We start from the raw sequence: 16,265 nt of genomic DNA, 5'->3' as shown, positions 1-16,265 counted from the left end.
ATCACCTCCCGAACTAAAAGTATAGATAAGCGCATATGGAACCAGGGATAACAGCCAGCATGAAAGGGAATTTCAACAGTTCACTATCGTTATTTTTTAATAGAAACGGGCTCTTCCATAAAATAAATCCAGAAATTCTGCTGATGATCTTACGCGAACGACTGACCGCCTCCCGTCTCTTTAAAACAATTAACCAGCCTATTAAGGCACCAAATAGTACGGAGTACATGACGACTTGCAGCGTAAACAACATCCCTGTCCACGCTCCGATTCCAGCAAAAAGCTTAACATCCCCCGCGCCAACCGCCCCTAATAAATGCATGATCAGAAGGACTGTAAATCCTACAGCAGCTCCCCCGAAAGCCCTCAGCAGTCCATGCCAGCTATTGATCACCCCTTGTGCAAGCAGACCGGTGAGCAAGCCTGACAAGGTGATCCAGTTTGGTATTCTCATCGACTTCAAATCTGTAATCAGTGCCGCTGCTAAAAACGGTAGACATCCCCAAAATGTCCACTCTGCCATTTATTACACTCCTTTTTCCACCCTTTCACTTCACTACTGTGAACATAACCTCAACAGATCTACCATCATCCAGTTGTATAACAAACGGCCACGAGCCCGGTGTGGTATTTACACCAATTTTCCATTCCCACTCGATATATCCATCTGCATCCGCTTGTTTCCAGCCTAAATATTTGGCAGTACTGCCCCCGCTCTTATAAAAGACTGACAAGCTGGCAGAAGCATTCGGCGGTATTCTGGCACGAACCTTGCCTTGCTTATTCGCTACAGCCGGGTTCGGCTTTTCTAAGATTTCAATGAATTCATCTGGTTGGCCAGTACCGTTCCCCTCCTTGGCTGTGCCTTCTCCCGTATCCCCGATCCAGAGGCGTTCAACAGCACTTGCTTCTAAAACAATACTTTGGTTTAGAAAGGGGACCTTCATCGGCAGCTTATAACTAACCACTAGCCCAAGGTAGGGACGAGTACCCTCTTTTAGCTCCGGCACCATAACATTAGATACATGAATTCGCTCATAATCCAGTAAATCTGATGTCAGGTATGGTTTCAATAAAGGTTTGATCGCAAGATCAAGTACACTTTCACTAGTCTCTGCCTGAAGCTTCTGCAACGGTCCCTCACCACTTTCTAAAGCCGACATAACCCACTCATTTAACGGCTTGGGTAAAGACTCAGCATAACTATCGCCCCAATCAGTAAGTGACAAGCGAGGAATAGTCCAATTCAGGCCAGCAGAATGATCACTGTCATCCCCTCCCGAATCATCACTTACTTCGCTGGATATTCCCCATTTCTGCACCGCCAAAGCCGCAGGATACATATGAGTTGAAATAGACTTTACAGTGTCTGATGCTGTACTTTGCAAAGCTGTCGAATACAAGGTCATCTGTACGATAGAAATCAGGAACAGGACGAATAGCAGGAAGAACGGAAGAACCATCGCCGCTTCTACTACCATGCTACCTTCTTCCTTGTCCTCCCCTCTGATTCCATACCCATCCCCCATCTCCTTACCAACCTCCCGCTAATAAGAATAATCAGCTTTTACTGCCCTCAGATACTTATTCCCTTGTACCTCTCCCGGAAAACCAGCAGTGTAATTCAACATTTTAACTACACCTGGCAGAAACCATAACTGCATTTGGAGCTTAATGTCCGATGATACATAGGTGTTTCTTTCCTCAGGATTTATTCCTGTGTTCAGTTGAATTAGAGCCAGCATCCGCGATAGCTGCACTTCCCCGCCTCCATGCATTATCATGAACAGTCGCAGATGATCACGGTAAGTCAGCTGCGCCGGCATATATTTGGATAAAGGAATCGCATCCTTCTCACAAAGCTGCAACATATCCTGAATGGCATGCTGGATTCCATACAACAGTGCCGCCGCTAGAACAGCCAGTGGATTTCCCAAGGTTGCCTTTTCTATAAATCCTTCCATTGTGCGAATGGACAACCTCATCGCGAATATTTCGGCATAGGCTGCGGCCACATTCCCTGCGGGATTATGAAATCCGTATAAAATGTATTCCAGCTCCTGAGCGCGAGGATCAAGCTGATCTGTGAGCTCACTAGTGTCTTCCAGAGAATTCAGTGCCAGACTAGCTAACTTTGAAACATCAAAATGCTGAAAATAAAGCGCGGAATACTCCGTTTGAAAAAGCCTGTCTCTAGCGCCCCCCATAATGCCACTCATTGCTGCATAAATCCCGTCAATATCCTTCATCGCCGAGCTTCCAGCAGCATAGGGATCTGAGGACACTTCAGATTTATCAGAGGATTGAGACTCCAATCCGTTGTTAAATGAAACATTGTCCTCATAAAATTGATGAAGGATTTGATAACGTTCCATCGAAGCTGCCGCTCCGCTACCTAGCATTCTAATTTTGTCCAGCAGTGCTCTAACCTCGCCCAGCTTGGATTTGGCTTCCCACTCTACTTGCTTACGTGCTTTATCCGAGCTGCGATGCTCTTCAAGAAAAGCCAAATCACTAGCGATAACACTTCCCTTCTTACCGTATTTTTTATAATAGTTGTCCACTACATGCGAAGCCCCTAGAACAGAGGAAATCATTTGGTAGGAATCGCCGTTGACTCCCAAAGCTTCATGCAACACTCCTGATAATCCTGTTACCGTCGGTTCAATGGACTCGTACGCACCTTGCTGCATAAATAAACCATTCTCCATACTACTAATGTCAGCCGAAGAGAGGATCAAGGCATCTTCCTGTTCATGCAGCTTTTTAAGTGGCTCAGCGCTTATTTCCCCCGAGTTTCCCGGAATATCCCAGTCCTTAGCAGGATCGTCTGCCAGATTTACGCCACTTATTCGGGAAGCTGCCAAAACATCTCTCATCCGGTCATTCAATTGCTGCGCTTTGTCTAACGCATCCTTCGCTTCCTCCATTGATTGTCCATGTTCTTCATGAAAGGTTGTTAATAAGGATGGGAGCCGCGACAACATCTCTGAAGTTCGGCTCTGATAAAGTGCCAACTGATAAGTGTACTTTGCAGGCTTTTTACTATCACGATATAGATCTTCGTAATATTTGCCAAGATAGTCACTATACTGTGCTGGTATATCCGCGGCTGCTTGCATGCTTCCGAGCGAATGGGCCGAGATAGAATCTCCGGGCGGATTCATAATCCATAGCAGTACTCTTCTTCCACTCTCCGCCGCTTGGCTTCTCCGCTCTAACATTAGATCCAAATTCTCTTCACGTTCATCATATAAAGGTTGCAGCTTACTAAGTAATTCAGTAGCTCTTGAGGCCTCTGCCATTACGCCCGACAGCGGCTTGAATTTACCTGCCAGCTCCAAGGCGAAATCAACCGGAGCCTTATATTTCATCTCTTCCAGTATTTGATGACGAAAAACATCATAACTTCCCAGCGGCCGGCTCCATTCCAAAGAGGAGGATTCCAGTGCAAAGGGTAAGAGATTGAACGTATCCCCCCGCCCACTTTTATGCAAATTTTCATTGAGCACTTTGGACAGCAGCATATCACCATCACTATCACCGAATGCAAATAAACCGTATCTCTCACGCAATTCAACATGATATGAAGACATAACAGAGCGGATACTGGCTCTCGCCAATCGTTCCTCCTGAACGTTGAACGCAGCGATTCGCGCATAATCAATCAGCACAGCAGTAAATAGAAAGACGAAAGCCAGCACCATGATTAGAAAAATTGTAACTGAGCCTTCTGTTTTGCCCTTAGCAGGACAACCCGTAATTATACTTTTCATTAAAACCCCCTCCCTTGAACAGAGATTTTACTTATCCTGAAGCTTGGTCAGCATAGCAGAAGCATCCTTCTTATCCATGTAAACTGCAGATCCACTACCCTCAGAGCCCCCTTTAAATTTAGCTCCAAAATAACGCATCAGGTCGACCGTACGAATAAACTCAACAGGCTCGACAATGATAGACTGGGCTTCAACAGTTGGGTTAGCCTCATCCGATAGAACGCTATCAAGCACAGGCAAGCTCAGTAGACGATTTAACTCGGCCTTTACTCTCCGTCCTGTAAGGCTGTGAGCATAACGCATAGTTCCTGGCATATTGTCCGGAATCATAGTAGACGAATGGCCCAGTTTAAGCACTGGCAAATCACTCTTCCCTGATACTTCACCGGGCAACTCTATTGTCACGCCAGCACTGCCAGCTTCTCCACCAAATAATGAGGCTAACAAGGCATCATCCCCAATTCTCCAATAAAGGGAGTCATACTCACCAGCCATGTAAGAACCAGAGATCTCCTTGTGACTGTTGTCCCAGTTGTAAGCCGCCCGCTCAGTAGCTCCTGAGGCCACTTGCAACAGCATGGACTTCTGATAGCTATACAAGCAAAAAAACAAAAGAAGCATCGTAATAAACATGACGATCGGCAACAGAAGTGACGCTTCAATAGTAAAACTGCCTTGATCACCCTTAAACTTGTTCAATCGAATACTTCCTGACTCTTTTCACCCGCCGTTTTAATTAAGGCTTCTACTACCTCTTGAATTTTGTCCTTAAACAAAAGAACAACTGCAATCAAGACAGCAATAATCAAAATCATCTCCAAAGTTCCTAAACCTTCCTCGTCTTCCCAAAAGTTCTTCATACTGTCCAACATTGTTGATACCATCAGCTTCAGCCTCCTACATTTTTAACATCAAAAATGCTGGCGTTCCCACCAGTACAATTACTATTAAAAAGATAACTACCATCGGAAAAACTAATTTAGAGGATGCTTGCTCTCCGCGCGTCCGGCTAAGAGCCTTTCGTTTATCCCACAACATCCGCGACAGATCACGTAGCGATAGCACAAAATCCGCTCCACCTCTGCGATAATTCAGCAAAACTGTCGTTGTGAATACCGATACCTCCTGCACAGCGCATCTCTTGCTGAAATTTTCAAACGCCTGCTGGAAAGAATATCCGCCCTCCCATTCACTAGTCATAGTCATTAGCTCCTTATACAGAGGATGATTCGTATCCCCCCGGTGGCTTTCCACACAGCGAATAATAGCTCGTTGCACGGTCTCTCCTGCGCCAACCAACAACACAATACTGTTCAGCAGCTCTGGCAATTCGAGCATAATATTCTGCTCCCTAACTCTCACCTTTTTGTGAAGATCACTGACCATAGCGGTTGGTAGAGCAATTGCCAAAAACACACCCAATATCATACCTGCCTGTTCGCCACTAAATGCTGTAATCAAGCTTCCACCTACAAGCAACAGCCAGCTGTAACTTAGCATCTCACCCATGAACAGCAGGGTCCGCTCTGCGCTATAACGCATCCCATAACTGCGCTGTAGAGAACGCTGAATTCTGAACAACAGTGAGGGAAACCGACTGGCGATACCACTCTTCTCAATAAGCAGTAATAACGGTTCGCTTAACTTCCGAAGCCGTAATCCTTCCATAGGAAGACTGCGTAACGCGACATATCTGTTGCCGCATTGAATTCGCAGTAGAACCCAGACTATCAGCAAAATAACAGTAACCACCGCACATAGCCAGCGCATGATTTCACCCCCTTCACAGTGGAATGTCCATTATTTTAGTAGTCCAGAGATAACATAGGAATAAAGCAACAAGCGCTAATGTCGATATGGCTATACCCGCTCCTGTATACATAGGTTGCATATATTCTCCAGCCGTCAAACTCATAAACATCACCATGATCAGCGGAGATATCAGCAGTGCCTTAGCCTCAAATTTCTTCTGAGCAATACTTACAGCAATATCCTGCTGAATATCCAGCTTCTCACCGATAATCGTTGATGTACGGCGCACCACTTCTACAAGATCACCACCAGTACGCTTACAGACCGAGAACACATCCGCGAATCGCTCGATGTCCTCCATTCCCGCTCTTTCACTAAAGTTCCGCAGCGCTTCTTCCACAGGCTGTCCATATTCCATGCGTGCACAGATAATGTTTAACTCGGAGATCATATCACTGCTTCCCTCCGGGTCGAGCATACGTAAATCCTGAACCGCCTCTCGGAATGCATTCTCCACCGAACGCCCAGCTGAAAGGGAGGAAGACAGCGAAAATAACGTCTGCTTAAATTGTAAATTCAGTGCATTTCGACGTTTTTTCAGTAGATAGTTACGCAGCATATGCGGGGCATAAGCTCCGCCAGGCATAAGCAGCAACGACAGCAGCCAATGATGATAAAAAAGATATCCAATTCCATACATCAGCAGTCCACCTGCAGTAAGGGTCAGAATCCTCTGCAGCAAGGTCAATTCGTATACCTTATAATCTGGTAATAACGAAGGACCGTCAGGATCCGCTTCTACAGGCTTTGCAGCAACAAATTTAAACTTAAGCATGTCCTCCCCCCCTTCTGGAATTTTGAATCTCTATTGAGCCAATGGATAGGAGTTTACACCAGCCATCCTAAGCTTCGTTGTATGCAACAATGGGTTACCACAGGGAAGCAGCCCCCCTTGCACCCTTCCCTCTCGTTCACCAGCCTCTTGAAATTCATATAAGGGATTCAAGATCACTTCCCCGTCTTTCAACCCCGCAACCTCACTGATCTCCATCACCCGCCTGGAACGATCACGGAGACGTGATAAGTGTACGAAGATATCAATTGCCGATGAAATTTGCTGGCGAACAACAGCTACCGGAAGCTCCGCAGCACTTAGCACCATCGTCTCCAGTCGACTGACCATATCGTGTGCGCTGTTACTATGGCCGGAAGACAAGCTTCCATCGTGCCCGGTGTTCATAGCCTGCAGCATATCGAGACATTCCGCTCCCCGTACCTCCCCCACAACAATCCGGTTAGGGCGCATTCGCAGGGAAGAACGAATCAAATCTCGGATGGAAATCTCCCCTCTACCTTCCGTGTTAGCATTCCTGGTCTCCAGTGAAACAAGGTTCGGCACGGTTACAATCTGCAGTTCAGCGGAATCCTCTATCGTAATGACCCTCTCCTGTGGGGGGATATACTGAGATAATGCATTAAGAAAAGTAGTCTTTCCAGAGCCTGTCCCGCCACTAATAAAAATATTGTATTTAGCAGCCACTAAAATTTGCAGCAACTCTGCGGCTTCCAAGCTTAAAGCTTCACGACGGACTAAATCCTGCATCGTCATCGGTGTTTCAGGAAATTTCCGAATGGTCATCGCCGGGCCTTTCAGAGCTACTGGCGGAAGCACGATATTTACACGCGATCCGTCTTTTAGCCGAGCGTCAACGATAGGAGAAGAATCATTTACAACCCGGTTCACACCGGATACAACCGTTTGGATAATATCCTCCAACCTGCTGCTGGACTCAAATTCCAAATGGAGACGACGAATCTGCCCCTCCTCTTCTACAAAAATCTCAGTATGGCTGTTAATCATAATCTCAGTGATCGCCGGATTATCCACTAAGGGCTGGAGTACATCCAATCCTCGAAAAGAATCGAACAATCTCTTCACGAGCTCATGTTTCTCCTGTGCTGTTAAATAACGCAGATTTTCGCTGTCCAAAATTGTCCTTTCAATATATTGGGTGAGTTCACGATTTCCAACTGCAGAAGTAACATCTAATCCTGCCCGGATGTCACTGCGAAGTGCCTTAAACATTTCCTCATTCATGTAAACCCTTACCAGTGAATACTTGCGGAAGCGACGGTTCTATAATCTGCTTGCACAGCTGTAAGATCTCCTTTTGGAATTGTGGTGAATTCAGAAAAAGCTCCTCACGGTGCTGCAGCGTCCAAGATGGGATATACGGAAGTACACCTTCAACGGTAATTCCTTCCGGAGGTGCCCACACCTCTAAACCCTCTGCGGCAAAATTCACGGCAAATCTACTTTTGTCCATCACTTGGCTGGGCATACCAGAATTAGGAGCATTGCAATGGGATAGCCATCTCATGGTCTTATGAATGCTTACCTCGTCATTTCTAACTACCCACAATAGAATTCCGCATTTATGTAACACAGCTTTGGCACGTTCTTCTTCAATACTGCCGGTATCTATTATAACTACGTCAAAATTTCTTTCCGCAACCAACAGCGCCAACAAATCTAGCGTATCCTGCGTAGTCATCTGCAGCATTTCTTTTACATTAATAATTGGCCTAAAAGCAGCACTTCGAAGGTGATCATACCTAATCACGTATTGCCCCAAATCAATCGTATCGGCTCCGCCCTTATCCCGGCTGGCTTTGATTTCATAAAGGAGCCGCTCTAGTCCAGGCGTATTTCCTGCAGGGGGTCGTAAAAATAATCCACTGCTGTCCACACTTTCAAGATTCAAATAAAAGACCGAAAGCCCCAATTCACCTAGCTGCTTAGCCATATTCATAGCTACTGTAGTTTTGCCCGTGTTCCCGCTTGAGGAGACGATACCGAGCAGCAGCGTTTCATCTAATACAGAGGAACCTCTAGCTCGTTTCACTTCACATAGTTGAATAAATGCTCCCAGCAGAGAAGGCAGTGCCTGATATTTCGCAATCATGATGCCTCCAGCCAGGCTTTTAGAACTCCTGCTAAGATAAGCTCCCTCCTCACTCAAAACTGCCCAAGGCACCTTAGTTCTTCCCTCCACAAGCCAAGCCTCGATAAAAGTAACGTCACCTACAACAGCATCCGGCATATCCTCTCCCCTCATAAAATCGATAAAAGCATCCAGCCGACTAAAAGCCGTGATTCGCAGCATTTCTCCATACTCACTATGATGAAGATAGTGTAGCAATGGTTCGATATATTGGCTTTCACGCACTGCGAGTACAATCCTTGCCGCCATAAAACCTCTCTCCTTTCGCAAGAAATTCATAAATATTGTCAAAAAAAAGACAGCAAAAAAGCACCGACAATAACCGTGGATACGGTACATTGAACGGTGCTTCCGTTACTATCCCTTTAATTTACAGCTATAGTAGCATATATATAAGAAGGCAGCAATAAGTTTTTTCGCACATCAAGTGGTTTTTAGACTCTCATCGTATCTTCACGCCAATTCTTGATGGCAGACCGGATATCGGCAGGACTAAGCTTTTCCTTCACCGCCCGCTGACATAGTGCCGGAAACTCTTCATCTCCTGCATACCGAAGCGCAATAATCTGAGCTAATTCAAGCTCTGGATTTAATACATCACCTGTCAATCGGAAATACCGGAACTGCTCCTCTACCCTCACTACTCGATCCTGATTTTTTGTGGCATAAATTCGAATTCGAGTAATTGCAAATAATAGGCATAGAGATAAACCGAATAATAGCAAGGGCGCTGTTAGAGCACCATCATCTCGTAACACCTGAACGACATAAATTCCCGACCATACAAATATAATCAGCGCTAGCGGCATAGTTACAAAATGATAAGGCCAATCAAAACGCATAAAACCTTTAGGCTTCCCCTTGTTCATCATTCATCTCCATATTTATATGACTTATATATTGCTTAAAGCTTAGTCTCTCCGGGAATAGCTACGACAAAAGGTTCATTATTCCCCCAGTACAGAGACTGTCCTGAAACTTTAGTAGTTCCATCCGCATTAACCATTCCATAAATAATCTGACTTCCCCAAACACTCGTATAAAAAGAGGCATAGGATGGAGCTAGAATAGGTGCTTTACCATATTCCTTCGCAACTGGGTAACCGAATATCGCGGTAAAATCTTTATTTGTAGCCTCTTTGGACATATCCAGATCAGCTTCCCAAACTACTTTTACAATATTATCCTTGATCTCATAATACTTTACGAAATGTCCATACAATATAAAATAACCATCAGATCTGCCTTCAGGAAAATAATACGTCATAGACAATGCTTCATTATCACCCGTCAATTTGGAGGGTTCTCTTTCTTCAACCGGGAATTGCAAAGCAGCTATGCGGGAAACAACTAAGTCATTTCTATTATAATTCTGCACAAGTTTAGCATTGGCCCGTTCCTGAACCCAGACTGTATTCGAAGCAGCATCTACTGTTACTCTCGCTCCAAGAGCCTCCGCAATAAACCGCAGGGGTACCGCTACTCTTCCATCCACTATTTTGGCCGATACATCCAGTTGTACAGCCTCCGAGTTCTTCCAAGCCGTCCGTGAGCCAACCGTAAGCTTAATCTTCATAGAATCTCTAGCAATCGTAGCTTGCTTGGTATTGGCATCCCATTGAATAGAAGTATTCTTGAATCTTTCAAAAGCCTTCAGCGGAACCAGCGTCTTCCCCGACACGATTTGCACACCAACATCCACACTTGAATTGTTCACCATAATGCGAAGCTTGGGGGCAGCTGAGGCCGTACCGATCATACTTAAAGATAACAACATGACTATAAAAAGCAGAAGCCCTTTCCGTTTCACTATTCGTTCACCCCTAGTGATAATATGAAAAAACTGTACCCATTTATAGTTTCATTATAACATTCTCCCAGATTATGGTTTACAAAAATCTCCGTTTGATCTCTGGGGTAGGGAGCATACACTGCTCATCACGTCCGAACCAACGATAGCGGTTCTTAGCTACATACCGATAAAGAGCATTGCGCAATGGGCGTGGTACTAAGATGAACACGTATGCGGCAGGCCAAGGAAATCTCAATTTACGGGCAATTCTTAGCACAGCAGCCGACTCTGTATAATACACTCCGTTCTCCAGTAAAATCACCGTGTTTAATTGTCCAGGCTGAAGTCCGGACTCTTTCATTAGCTTTGCCGCAATCTCATTCTGTAAAGGTGCGAATAGAAATTTAGCCTCGGGGTCACGCGGGATAATGAAACGAACTACCCCCTGGCAAAGATGACACACTCCGTCTATCAACACAATGGACTTACCTTTCATAAGGTTCAGTTCCTCGTTCATGGCTCCCCCTCTGTCTTAAAGGCGTAAATTTCTGGTTTTTTGGGTAAACAAAAACGCGGGATAACCTCCCGCGCCATCAAGTGCCGTTCTTTAATTATTCTGCGATTGCTTTTTCAATCCATTGATCCCCGATCATTTGCCCTTCGAAATCAGCAGTGAATGCCTCCATGCATTTGCAGATGAAATCTTTGCGGCAAATTGGACATGGAGTTTTAAGCAGGCGGCTGATGTTCGTCATTTTCCATTCCGGAAACCGATGATAAAACGCGCGGCACTCCGTTCCATCAGCAAGCTTGATAATGAACTCGTACAATCCTTCCTTATCGTTGCTGCTGGCTTTGGTCACATTCGTAATATTCGGTCTGTAAGACATCTTCATCACCCATTATTTAAATTTTTGGTTGTAAATTGCACACGCAGGCACATTCTCAGATACTTAGACATATTAAAGAATTTTAAGGGTGATGTCAACCAAAGACGCCTAACACGGCAGCTATTTATTACTCTTTTATGATTTACGTCTCTATTTAGCCATTATTTCCATAAAATATATACAGATACATTTAATCGACAATCTTTAATTCAACCTCTATATTACCTCTGGTTGCTTTGGAGTAAGGACAGAATTCGTGAGCCTTCTTCGCCAGTTCCTCTGCTTTGTCGTGTTCAATCCCTGGCAGCTTCACATCCATTCTCACAGCAAGTCTAAAGCCTCCATCGCTGTCATCCTTCCCAATGGACACATTACAAGTGACCTCCACGTCATGGAGTTTCACGCCCTCTTTACGGGCGATATTCGCTAGTGCACTCTCGTAACACGCTCCATAACCAGCCGAGAATAGTTGCTCTGGATTGGTACCGGAACCTCCCGGCCCTCCAAGCTCTTTAGGCATGCTTAGATTATGCTTTAACACGCCATCCGAGGATTCAATGGAGCCTTCACGACCGCCATGGACTGTTGTAGTTGCTGTGTATAATGCTTTCATGAGTCATCTTCTCCTTCATCAAGCTGTATTGGTCATGCTCATACTTTATACTTTAAACAACAGGTATGATTTGAAACGATGATGAGGAATGATTCATAATACTTTCTTATTTGGCTCCAGATCATAAATAGTGTACAATTAAATTGTTAAAAACTTAAATTAGCTATGGAGGTGTCATCCATGAGTATTTATGATTTTGAGGTCAACACTCTTAAGGGTGAAGAGGAATCATTGTCAAAGTACAAGGGTAAAGTACTCCTGGTTGTGAATACTGCCAGCAAATGTGGATTTACTCCCCAGTATAAAGGTCTTCAGGAAGTGTACGAGAAATTCAAGGACCGCGGGTTCGAAGTTTTAGGATTTCCAAGCAATCAATTTGCTGGACAAGAGCCTGGCGAAAGTGATGAAATTGCGGAATACTGCGAGATTAATTATGGGGTAACCTTCCCTATGTTCGAGAAGATTGACGTAAAAGGCGATGAAGCACATCCATTATTCAAATACTTATCCAAAGAAGCCCCTGGTGTCTTAGGCTCAAAAAGCGTGAAATGGAACTTTACGAAGTTTCTGGTTGACCAAGATGGCCGTGTTCTAAAACGGTTTGCTCCTAAAACCACTCCACAGCAGATCGAATCCGATATCTCCAAGCTTTTAAAATAATTCATTAGAAAAAGGATACTCACCACATCACACAGCCCCCTGTTGTTATGCGGTAAAGTATCCTTTTTAACTAGAAAGAACGTCATAATATCGCTATATATCAGCACCCTTTAATCTCTTGGAATATTTTATAATATTGTTGAAATATTTTTGCTGGGAGGGACAATCGGTGACTGTTCAACTGCTTGATATACCCGAACTAAATGTTATTGGCTGGGCAAATGTAAACTCATCCGGGGAGCCATACGCGAATCTTTGGGAATATGTTTTTGGCGAGCTGGATATTGATGCAAAATTTGATGCTATACCCACAAAAGTTCAAAGCAGCGGTTGTTATCTCGGTCTATTTCAGAACCGTACATCCGTGCCTAAACTGTGGGAGCATACCGCATGGGATATTGATTTTTTCCTTTGCGTTGAAGTCGAGCAGTTAGATTGTATCCCTGAAGGCCTTGTTCATAAGAAACTTCCTGCGTCTACCTATGCTATATTTACTGCAAACGGATTCCCTCAGTTGGCTTTTCAACATACCTGGAATTATATACATAATGAATGGCTGCCGGATTCCGGTTATAAGTTCAACCCTGATGGAGTCTTTTACATCCAATACACGGAAAAGTCCGGTCCGGATGATGAAGGATTCGAAGCCAATCTATGCGTGCCGCTTGTAAAGAAGTAAGTTGTGTGATTGAGGATTGAACAAAAAAGAAGCCTTGCATCGCAAGGCCTCTTTCTTCATTCTGTATGCGGTAGAGAGGACTCGAACCTCCACGGGTATACACCCACTACCCCCTCAAGATAGCGTGTCTGCCATTCCACCACTACCGCGCGGTGTGTAAAACATAGAACATAAATTTGTTTGAGGTCAACATTCATTATTATAAATGTACTTTTCTCAAAAGTAAAGATGCAGATTTTAAGATTCTTCGTCGACCATTTTCTGTTTACGATATTCAGCAAAAGCTATATATTCCTTGATAAAATTCTTTTCTGCTGGAAGTAATTCTTCTACTCGGCTTTCCGATAGCTGAACATCACTCAAATCATAGTCTACGCCGCTCTCTCGTACAGTATCCGGTGTATCTTTGCCGAGAATGAGCCAGTCCAGACTAACATGAAAAAAATCACCGATCTCAATCAGCTTATGTGTTCCTGGAGTAGTCTTCCCCCGCTTCCAATCTCCCATATTACCTGTGCTGATATTTAACTGCTCACAGAATGATTTTTTGGTCAAACCTTTCTGCTTAATCAGGTATTCTATACGTTCGTATATGGTCTGCATCGGTGAATCGCCCTCCATCTAAAAATAAATTACTTATTTACGTAATTACCTATTGCAAAATAACGTAAAAAAGTATACAATTAGTATTGTTATGTATTATCCGATTATATCATATGGCTGGAGTGACGATAAGAGGCGACTCAGGTGACAAGTATCTGTAGAATACCGTCTGGCCCCCTTTGTTAACTTATCATCCTGAATGATCTCTAGGAGGGAGCGGTGACTTTTGTCAAAATGCTTATCATCTTCCATTATCCATTCACTTGAAGCTTTACCGCACAATGCGGTGGTAATCAACAGTCATGGGATTATCCAGTTCACCAACAGCAGGTGGAAGACCTTTAGTCATGAATATGGTCTTTCTACTAATAAGAAATGGATTGGCGCGTATTACTCTGAGCTCATGCAAGATGTGATTGTCGATCCCGATCAATGGGCCAAGCTTTATGAATCAGTGAAATATATACTCCGCAGAGAGCATCAGGTTTATTCTTCCGAATTCTCCATACAAACCGCTAATAAAGGGAAACGAATCTTCCGTTTGGAGATCTACCCATTTCTCTCAGATCCGCACCCAGAAGCCACTTTTATAATTTCACTATATGATGTGGGCCCCTATAAAGAAGAACCTCTTCATCCGGAGATCATAAACCTCCGTTCAACCTTACCATCATCTTTTGAGCTAATCCCAATCTGTGCTTCCTGTAAATGTATTCGTAATCCCAAGGATGAATGGATCACCATTGAACATTTCTTAAAGCATCAGCTTTCTTTGCAATTCACTCATGATATCTGCCCAGACTGCATAAGACAGCTCTATCCCCAGTATGCTGGGGCTTTTAAGAGATGACCTGACGTCACTGAATTTCACTTCTAATCTTATAAAAAAAAGTAAGAAATCCTCTGCGAACAAAGGGTTTCTTACTTTTTATTTGTATGCGGTAGAGAGGACTCGAACCTCCACGGGTATACACCCACTACCCCCTCAAGATAGCGTGTCTGCCATTCCACCACTACCGCATAATATGACCCGTATGGGATTCGAACCCATGTTACCTCCGTGAAAGGGAGGTGTCTTAACCCCTTGACCAACGGGCCATGCTTTACAAGTTATTTTCTTGTCACAACAAAAATGAGTATATCAAACCATAAGAATTTTGACAAGCCTTTTTTAAAAAAAAGTTTAAACTAAAAGAAACGCGCACCAATAAAGGTACGCGCCTCTAATCACAACGCTTATGGATTTACTTTTGCCTCGAAGGTTTGTACCCCATCTACAAACTTTAGCACCACAGCTGCTTTTACCGGGTCATGCGTTTCATTCATTGTGATTTTACCCGTGGCCAGTTGTAAATCCTTTGTCCCCGCCAGTGCATCCTTCAGCTTCTCAGGTTCTGTAGAATCCGCACGTGTAATCGCGTCTGCCACTAGTTTCACAGCATCATATCCAAGCGCAGCCATCCCATCTGGAACAAGATCACCGTTAGCAGCCTTGAAGGCATCTACGAACGATTTCACTTCTGGTGAGCTATCTTCAGGTGAATAGTGATTGGACATAAACGTATTGTTTAGGGCATCCGCTCCGGCAATCTCAGCCAGCTGAGGTGAATCCCAGCCATCCCCGCCCATAAACGGAACGGTGATCCCCATTTCGCGAGCTTGCTTTACGATTTTGCCGACCTCCTCATAATAGCCTGGAAGATAAATAACATCGGGATTAGCTTCTTTAATACGTGTTAATACGGCTTTAAAATCAGAATCTTTTTGTTGATAGGATTCTTCGCCTAAGATTGAGCCACCGTTCTTAGTAAACGTTGCTTTAAAGAAGGTCTGCAGCCCTTTGGAATAATCGCTTGAAGCATCCGTATAAATAACAGCCGTCTTCGCTTTAAGTGTATCCTTAGCAAAGTTAGCCATTACTTCACCTTGGAAAGGATCAATAAAAGAGGCCCGGAATACCCATTCGTTCAAATCTCCAGTACGTTCATCAACTGTTACTTTGGGATTGGTGGCTGAGGAGCTAACCAGCGGGATGCCTTTTTCTTGAGCAACGGGAACAATCCCGAGTGTATTCGTAGATGTAGTTGCACCTATAATAGCTACAACTTTATTGGTAGTAATTAGCTTTTGCGCTGCGCGTGTCGCCTCTTCCGACTTGGAAGCATTATCCGCTTCAATCAGCTCAAGTTTTTTGCCGAGTATTCCACCTGCGTCATTAATTTCTTTTACCGCCAGCTTTGCCCCTTTGAGTGCAGAATCACCGAAGGAAGCCTGGCCGCCTGTAAGCTCAAGGTCTGCTCCAATCTTGATGGTCCCTCCACCAGCATTCCCACCTTCAGCAGTAGTGTTGTCTGTCTTGTTCCCACAGCCTGCCAGCAATCCACCAGCCAGTAACGCAGTCAGCAATATGGCCCCGATTTTCTTCATCCTCTTCCAGCCTCCCAAAATAAATAATTTATAGGTTCTTTCTGTGATACTGTTGTGAACTAACCGAT

General features: G+C 44.3%; 19 protein-coding genes and 3 tRNA genes. 3 read left to right on the top strand and 19 right to left on the bottom strand.

Translation table 11 applies throughout. The annotated features are described in order from the left end of the window. Positions 1-13: 13 nt before the first annotated feature. From MHH50_RS06085 to MHH50_RS06020, 14 genes are all read right to left on the bottom strand, one after another. Positions 14-523: a prepilin peptidase gene (locus tag MHH50_RS06085; RefSeq protein ID WP_076128203.1), complete on the bottom strand. Its 510-nt coding sequence runs from the start codon at positions 521-523 to the stop codon at positions 14-16. Between the two features lie 25 nt (positions 524-548). After that, positions 549-1,529, bottom strand: a complete 981-nt coding sequence (locus MHH50_RS06080; RefSeq protein WP_340034087.1) for a TadE/TadG family type IV pilus assembly protein — start codon at positions 1,527-1,529, stop codon at positions 549-551. A gap of 18 nt (positions 1,530-1,547) precedes the next feature. Next, positions 1,548-3,776, bottom strand: a complete 2,229-nt coding sequence (locus tag MHH50_RS06075) for a hypothetical protein (protein ID WP_340034086.1) — start codon at positions 3,774-3,776, stop codon at positions 1,548-1,550. A 27-nt stretch (positions 3,777-3,803) separates the two neighbouring features. Next, entirely contained in the window at positions 3,804-4,475 is a 672-nt protein-coding gene (locus tag MHH50_RS06070; protein ID WP_340034085.1) for a TadE family protein, read from the bottom strand. Continuing rightward, entirely contained in the window at positions 4,472-4,660 is a 189-nt protein-coding gene (locus MHH50_RS06065; RefSeq protein ID WP_036681690.1) for a Flp1 family type IVb pilin, read from the bottom strand. Before MHH50_RS06065 ends, MHH50_RS06070 begins: the two co-directional genes overlap by 4 nt. A gap of 13 nt (positions 4,661-4,673) precedes the next feature. Next, the gene (locus MHH50_RS06060; RefSeq protein WP_340034084.1) at positions 4,674-5,546 is read right to left on the bottom strand and encodes a type II secretion system F family protein; all 873 of its coding nucleotides are present in this window, start codon (positions 5,544-5,546) and stop codon (positions 4,674-4,676) included. Between the two features lie 13 nt (positions 5,547-5,559). Next, the gene (locus MHH50_RS06055; protein ID WP_340034083.1) at positions 5,560-6,363 is read right to left on the bottom strand and encodes a type II secretion system F family protein; all 804 of its coding nucleotides are present in this window, start codon (positions 6,361-6,363) and stop codon (positions 5,560-5,562) included. 30 nt (positions 6,364-6,393) lie between these two features. Beyond that, positions 6,394-7,626, bottom strand: coding sequence for a CpaF family protein (locus MHH50_RS06050; RefSeq protein ID WP_076099051.1), 1,233 nt, complete (start codon positions 7,624-7,626; stop codon positions 6,394-6,396). Beyond that, on the bottom strand, positions 7,619-8,782 hold the full coding sequence (locus MHH50_RS06045; protein ID WP_076185824.1) for a hypothetical protein: 1,164 nt from the start codon (positions 8,780-8,782) through the stop codon (positions 7,619-7,621). Before MHH50_RS06045 ends, MHH50_RS06050 begins: the two co-directional genes overlap by 8 nt. A gap of 185 nt (positions 8,783-8,967) precedes the next feature. Further along, the gene (locus MHH50_RS06040) at positions 8,968-9,405 is read right to left on the bottom strand and encodes a DUF6526 family protein (RefSeq protein ID WP_340034082.1); all 438 of its coding nucleotides are present in this window, start codon (positions 9,403-9,405) and stop codon (positions 8,968-8,970) included. 32 nt (positions 9,406-9,437) lie between these two features. Further along, on the bottom strand, positions 9,438-10,343 hold the full coding sequence (locus MHH50_RS06035) for a copper amine oxidase N-terminal domain-containing protein (protein ID WP_340034081.1): 906 nt from the start codon (positions 10,341-10,343) through the stop codon (positions 9,438-9,440). 79 nt (positions 10,344-10,422) lie between these two features. Next, positions 10,423-10,842, bottom strand: a complete 420-nt coding sequence (locus MHH50_RS06030) for a thiol-disulfide oxidoreductase DCC family protein (RefSeq protein WP_076308658.1) — start codon at positions 10,840-10,842, stop codon at positions 10,423-10,425. A 94-nt stretch (positions 10,843-10,936) separates the two neighbouring features. Then, positions 10,937-11,215 (bottom strand): hypothetical protein, encoded by a 279-nt coding sequence (locus tag MHH50_RS06025; RefSeq protein WP_036681678.1) that lies wholly within the window; start codon positions 11,213-11,215, stop codon positions 10,937-10,939. 190 nt (positions 11,216-11,405) lie between these two features. Beyond that, positions 11,406-11,828, bottom strand: a complete 423-nt coding sequence (locus tag MHH50_RS06020; protein ID WP_036681676.1) for an organic hydroperoxide resistance protein — start codon at positions 11,826-11,828, stop codon at positions 11,406-11,408. Positions 11,829-12,008: 180 nt separating this feature from the next. On the opposite strand from MHH50_RS06020, the gene MHH50_RS06015 reads away from it, so the two are divergent. Together MHH50_RS06015 and MHH50_RS06010 are read left to right on the top strand one after the other, a co-directional pair. Beyond that, the gene (locus MHH50_RS06015) at positions 12,009-12,488 is read left to right on the top strand and encodes a glutathione peroxidase (protein ID WP_038569095.1); all 480 of its coding nucleotides are present in this window, start codon (positions 12,009-12,011) and stop codon (positions 12,486-12,488) included. Between the two features lie 169 nt (positions 12,489-12,657). Further along, complete coding sequence (locus MHH50_RS06010) at positions 12,658-13,167, top strand: GyrI-like domain-containing protein (protein ID WP_076194729.1); 510 nt, start codon at positions 12,658-12,660, stop codon at positions 13,165-13,167. Positions 13,168-13,233: 66 nt separating this feature from the next. Here MHH50_RS06010 and MHH50_RS06005 read toward each other — a convergent pair. Both MHH50_RS06005 and MHH50_RS06000 read right to left on the bottom strand, forming a co-directional pair. Beyond that, positions 13,234-13,316 (bottom strand) — tRNA-Leu (locus MHH50_RS06005). A gap of 88 nt (positions 13,317-13,404) precedes the next feature. Further along, on the bottom strand, positions 13,405-13,770 hold the full coding sequence (locus MHH50_RS06000) for a helix-turn-helix domain-containing protein (protein WP_076282034.1): 366 nt from the start codon (positions 13,768-13,770) through the stop codon (positions 13,405-13,407). A 226-nt stretch (positions 13,771-13,996) separates the two neighbouring features. On the opposite strand from MHH50_RS06000, the gene MHH50_RS05995 reads away from it, so the two are divergent. Further along, positions 13,997-14,620 (top strand): hypothetical protein, encoded by a 624-nt coding sequence (locus MHH50_RS05995; RefSeq protein ID WP_076282035.1) that lies wholly within the window; start codon positions 13,997-13,999, stop codon positions 14,618-14,620. An 87-nt stretch (positions 14,621-14,707) separates the two neighbouring features. Here the strand turns inward: MHH50_RS05995 and MHH50_RS05990 are convergent. The 3 genes from MHH50_RS05990 to MHH50_RS05980 form a co-directional block, all read right to left on the bottom strand. Next, positions 14,708-14,790 (bottom strand) — tRNA-Leu (locus tag MHH50_RS05990). 6 nt (positions 14,791-14,796) lie between these two features. Next, positions 14,797-14,868, bottom strand: a tRNA-Glu gene (locus MHH50_RS05985). A 138-nt stretch (positions 14,869-15,006) separates the two neighbouring features. Beyond that, positions 15,007-16,197: an ABC transporter substrate-binding protein gene (locus MHH50_RS05980; RefSeq protein ID WP_340034080.1), complete on the bottom strand. Its 1,191-nt coding sequence runs from the start codon at positions 16,195-16,197 to the stop codon at positions 15,007-15,009. Between the last annotated feature and the right edge of the window lie 68 nt (positions 16,198-16,265).

The sequence above is a fragment of the Paenibacillus sp. FSL H3-0302 genome, from assembly GCF_037982245.1.
GTDB classification, from domain to species: domain Bacteria; phylum Bacillota; class Bacilli; order Paenibacillales; family Paenibacillaceae; genus Paenibacillus_AQ; species Paenibacillus_AQ odorifer.
Note: the sequence above shows the minus strand (reverse complement) of the source record. Positions and strands in the feature narration are given on the sequence as shown.

Excerpts from the sequence above, each read along its gene's own strand:
- MHH50_RS06085 (WP_076128203.1), bottom strand. The coding sequence starts at position 523 with ATGGCAGAGTGGACATTTTGGGGATGTCTACCGTTTTTAGCAGCGGCA.
- MHH50_RS06080 (WP_340034087.1), bottom strand. The coding sequence starts at position 1,529 with ATGGGGGATGGGTATGGAATCAGAGGGGAGGACAAGGAAGAAGGTAGC.
- MHH50_RS06075 (WP_340034086.1), bottom strand. The coding sequence starts at position 3,776 with ATGAAAAGTATAATTACGGGTTGTCCTGCTAAGGGCAAAACAGAAGGC.
- MHH50_RS06065 (WP_036681690.1), bottom strand. The coding sequence starts at position 4,660 with ATGGTATCAACAATGTTGGACAGTATGAAGAACTTTTGGGAAGACGAG.
- MHH50_RS06060 (WP_340034084.1), bottom strand. The coding sequence starts at position 5,546 with ATGCGCTGGCTATGTGCGGTGGTTACTGTTATTTTGCTGATAGTCTGG.
- MHH50_RS06055 (WP_340034083.1), bottom strand. The coding sequence starts at position 6,363 with ATGCTTAAGTTTAAATTTGTTGCTGCAAAGCCTGTAGAAGCGGATCCT.
- MHH50_RS06050 (WP_076099051.1), bottom strand. The coding sequence starts at position 7,626 with ATGAATGAGGAAATGTTTAAGGCACTTCGCAGTGACATCCGGGCAGGA.
- MHH50_RS06045 (WP_076185824.1), bottom strand. The coding sequence starts at position 8,782 with ATGGCGGCAAGGATTGTACTCGCAGTGCGTGAAAGCCAATATATCGAA.
- MHH50_RS06040 (WP_340034082.1), bottom strand. The coding sequence starts at position 9,405 with ATGATGAACAAGGGGAAGCCTAAAGGTTTTATGCGTTTTGATTGGCCT.
- MHH50_RS06030 (WP_076308658.1), bottom strand. The coding sequence starts at position 10,842 with ATGAACGAGGAACTGAACCTTATGAAAGGTAAGTCCATTGTGTTGATA.
- MHH50_RS06025 (WP_036681678.1), bottom strand. The coding sequence starts at position 11,215 with ATGTCTTACAGACCGAATATTACGAATGTGACCAAAGCCAGCAGCAAC.
- MHH50_RS06020 (WP_036681676.1), bottom strand. The coding sequence starts at position 11,828 with ATGAAAGCATTATACACAGCAACTACAACAGTCCATGGCGGTCGTGAA.
- MHH50_RS06015 (WP_038569095.1), top strand. The coding sequence starts at position 12,009 with ATGAGTATTTATGATTTTGAGGTCAACACTCTTAAGGGTGAAGAGGAA.
- MHH50_RS06000 (WP_076282034.1), bottom strand. The coding sequence starts at position 13,770 with ATGCAGACCATATACGAACGTATAGAATACCTGATTAAGCAGAAAGGT.
- MHH50_RS05980 (WP_340034080.1), bottom strand. The coding sequence starts at position 16,197 with ATGAAGAAAATCGGGGCCATATTGCTGACTGCGTTACTGGCTGGTGGA.